This window comes from Streptomyces sp. rh34 (genome assembly GCF_002551245.1).
Taxonomy (GTDB): domain Bacteria; phylum Actinomycetota; class Actinomycetes; order Streptomycetales; family Streptomycetaceae; genus Streptomyces.
Genome location: NZ_NTGZ01000425.1, coordinates 1 through 3616, shown reverse-complemented (window position 1 = coordinate 3616; position 3616 = coordinate 1). Strand labels below are relative to the sequence as shown.

Annotated in this window: 4 protein-coding genes; all 4 read left to right on the top strand. The window is 74.0% G+C overall.

Annotated elements, in window-relative coordinates; genetic code table 11:
• Positions 1-1001 (top strand): ABC transporter ATP-binding protein (locus CR470_RS36605; protein WP_373561470.1); only part of this gene is annotated, 1001 nt, incomplete at its 5' end.
• The gene (locus CR470_RS36600) at positions 988-1917 is read left to right on the top strand and encodes an ABC transporter permease (protein WP_097871967.1); all 930 of its coding nucleotides are present in this window, start codon (positions 988-990) and stop codon (positions 1915-1917) included. The genes CR470_RS36605 and CR470_RS36600, both read left to right, overlap by 14 nt.
• Before the next feature lie 298 nt (positions 1918-2215).
• The gene (locus tag CR470_RS36595; RefSeq protein ID WP_097871965.1) at positions 2216-2806 is read left to right on the top strand and encodes a TetR/AcrR family transcriptional regulator; all 591 of its coding nucleotides are present in this window, start codon (positions 2216-2218) and stop codon (positions 2804-2806) included.
• 191 nt (positions 2807-2997) lie between these two features.
• Positions 2998-3616: PAS domain-containing protein (locus CR470_RS36590; protein WP_179892502.1), on the top strand; the 619-nt coding region annotated here is incomplete at its 3' end.

Sequence of the window (3616 nt, the reverse complement as noted above, 5' to 3'; positions counted from 1 at the left end):
CGGCGGGCGCCGCGGGTACGCCGGACACCGCCGGCACGTCGGGCGCCGCGGGTGTGGAGGAGACCGGTCCGGTCATTCGCACCCGTGGTCTGACCAAGCGCTACCGGGGCGGCCAGCTCGCCGTGGACGGCCTCGACCTGACCGTGCCCGGCGGCAGCGTCTTCGGCTTCCTCGGCCCCAACGGCTCCGGGAAGACCACGACGATCCGGATGCTGATGGGCCTCATCGACCCCACGTCCGGCACCGCCGAGGTGCTCGGCCGCCCGATGCCGGGCGCCGCCCGCACGGTGCTGCCGGAGGTCGGCGCGCTGATCGAGGGGCCCGCGCTGTACGGCTTCCTGAACGGCCGCGACAACCTCCTGCGCTACGACCGGGCCGACCCCACCGCCGACCCGCGCACCCGCCGGGCCCGCGTCGACGAGGCCCTGGCGCGGGTCGGGCTCGCCGCGGCCTCCGGGAAGAAGGCCAAGGCGTACTCCCTCGGCATGAAGCAGCGCCTCGGGCTCGCCGCCGCCCTGCTCCGGCCGCGCCGGCTGCTGGTCCTGGACGAGCCGACCAACGGCCTCGACCCGCAGGGCATGCGCGAGATCCGTTCCCTGGTCCGGGAGCTGGCCGCCGAGGGCACCACGGTGTTCCTCTCCTCCCATCTGCTGGACGAGATCGAGCAGGTCTGCACCCACGCCGCGGTGATGGCCCGGGGCCGGCTGATCGTCCAGGGCCCGGTCGCCGACCTCGCCGCGGGGGCCCGGGGCCGGCTCGCCGTCACCACCCCCGACCCCGGGGACGCCGCCCGTATCCTCCGGGAGCACGGACTCACCGGCCTGAGCACCGACGGCGACCGGCTCACCGCCGACGCCCCGCCCGCCGCCGTGGACCTCGCCGACCTCAACGCGGCGCTGGTGTCCGGCGGGGTACGGGTACGGTTCTTCGGCGTCGAGCGGGGCTCGCTGGAGGACGCCTTCGTCGCACTCACGGGAGAGGGATTCGATGTCGCAGGCTGAGACGGCGCCGCAGGCCGAGAAGGCGGCATCCCGCGATCCGGCGGATCGCGGGGACCCGGTGCGTCCGCGCACTCCGTTGTGGACGCTGGGCCTCCTCCGGTCCGAGATCACCACGCTGCTCCGCCGTCACCGGACCTTCGCCCTGCTCGGCGTGCTCGCCGCCGTACCCGTACTCATCGGGATCGCGGTGCGGATCGAGACGGGCGGCGGCGGTGGCGGGTCGGGCGGCCCGGACGGCGGGGCGGGCCCGGCGTTCCTCGCCCAGGTCACCAACAACGGCCTCTTCCTCGTCTTCGCCGCCCTCGCCGCGACGCTGCCGGTCTTCCTGCCGATGGCCGTCGGCGTCGTCGCGGGCGACGCGATCGCGGGCGAGGCGAGCAGCGGCACCCTGCGCTATCTGCTGGTCGCCCCGGCGGGCCGGACCCGGCTGCTGCTCGTGAAGTACGCCTCCGTCCTCGCCTTCTGCCTGGTCGCGACCCTGGTCGTGGCGGCATCGGCGCTGGCCGTGGGTGCGCTGCTGTTCCCGGTGGGCGAGGTCACCACGATCTCCGGGACCCGGATCAGCTTCGGCGAAGGGCTGGTGCGGGCGGCACTGACGGCGCTGGTCGTCGCGGTCTCGCTGACGGGGTTCGCCGCGCTCGGGCTGTTCGTCTCGACGCTGACCGGCAGCGGGATCGGGGCGATGGCCGCCACGGTCGGGCTGCTGATCACGGTGCAGATCCTGGGCAGCATCCCGCAGCTGAGCGGCGTGCACCCGTATCTGTTCGCGCACTACTGGCCGTCCTTCGCGGACGTCCTGCGCGAACCCGTTTACTGGGACGACCTGATCAAGAACTTCCAACTGCAGGGGCTGTACGTCGCGGTGTTCGGCTCGGCGGCCTGGGCGCGCTTCACGGCCAAGGACATCACGGCCTGAGCGGCGATCCGGGAGCGGACGCGGAGGCCGTAGAAGTAGTGGAGGACCGCGTACCGGGAGGCGGGCCCCGGAGAGGGCGTGTCCGCCGACCGGATCGGATCTGCGGGAGGCCGTCCGCGCCGTCGGCCGGGCGAGCCGTCCCCCGATCGGCTCGTCGCGGCACGAACGGCACGAACGGTGCGGACAAGGGGAACGACACGACACGACACGGTACGTTCCGTTTCCGCCTGGGTATTGTTCGGCCTTTGGCGACGAGCTGTCAATAAGAGATTGGCTGGAATCCACCTATGCTCACCGAATGATCACATCGCCGAGCAGCGTGCGCCGTAGCGAACGGTCACGCCGCGCGATCCTGCGGTCCGCTCTCGATCTCTGTACGGAGCGGGGGTACGGGCACGTCACGATAGAGGCCATCGCGGCCGGTGCCGGGGTCAGCAAGAAGACGATCTACCGCTGGTGGCCGTCGAAGGGCGCGGTGCTGCTGGAGGCGTTCACGGACGCCCTGATCGACGCCACCCCGTTCGTGGACACCGGCGACATCGGCACCGACCTGCGCGCCCATGTCGCCGGCGCGGTGAGACTGCTCTCGGTCCCGCCGTTCGGCCCCGCCTACGCGGGCATCCTCTCCGAGCTGCACCACGACGACCTCCTGGCCCAGCGACTGCGGGAGGAACTGGTCGACCCGCGCGTCGAGGAGGCGATCGGCCGACTGCGCAGCGCCCAGGAACAGGGCCAGATCCCGCCCGGCGCGGACCTCCCGCTGGCCGTGGAGATGCTGTACGGGCCCGTCTACTACCGCCACGTGCTGCGCAAGCCCGTCCAGGACGAGGAGACGATCGCCGCCCTGGTGGACCACGTACTGCGCTCCCTGCGCGCGCCGGGATACTGACCCGAGGGGGTTCGCCGAGCGCGGCGACGGCCAAGACAGCCCGATGGGGTTGCCGCCCCCGGCCACACCGGCTTCCCCGTTCACGCCTCTGCCCTCCACCGGTGGCCGGGCACGGTGCGGCGGGTGATGCTGGTCCGGCGCGTGCCGGCACCGGTGCACCGGTGCGCCGGAGCCGGAGGGTGGGTGGAGCCGTGGCGGACGCCGAGACCCGGGCCGGGCCCGGAACGCCCCCGGGCGGGCCGGACCAGCTGGACGAGGCCCTGCTGGCGACGCTGTTCAGCCAGTCGGCCGTCGGCCTGGTCGTGCTCGACCCGCAGCTCCGGCTGGCCCGGGCCAACTCGCTCGTCGACGGCGTCGAGATCGGGGAGTACATCGGCCGCCGGCTCACCGAGGCCTTCCGGCTCGACGACCCGGACGGCGCCGAGCAGCTCCTGAAGCGGGTGCTCGCGGGCGAGGGCGCGGTGCGCGACCGCCTCGTGCGCGGCCGGCTGCGCGAGATCCCCGGCGACCGGGAGTTCCTGGTCTCCGCCTACCGCCTCGACGGCCCCGGCGGCCCCGACGCACCCGCCCTCGGCCTGCTGACCGCGATCGTCGACGTCACCGAGCGGGAACGGGCCCGCGCCCGGGAGGCCGCGCTCGCCGCCGTGCGGGACGCCGTCGGCGGCTCCCTCGACGTCGCCGCCACCTGCCGGGCCTTCGCCGACGCCCTGGTGCCCGGATTCGCCGACCTCGCCGTCGTCGAAGTGGTGGACGACGTCCTGCGCGGCGCCGACCCGCCGGTGGGCCCGCTGCCGCCCGACACCCCGCTGC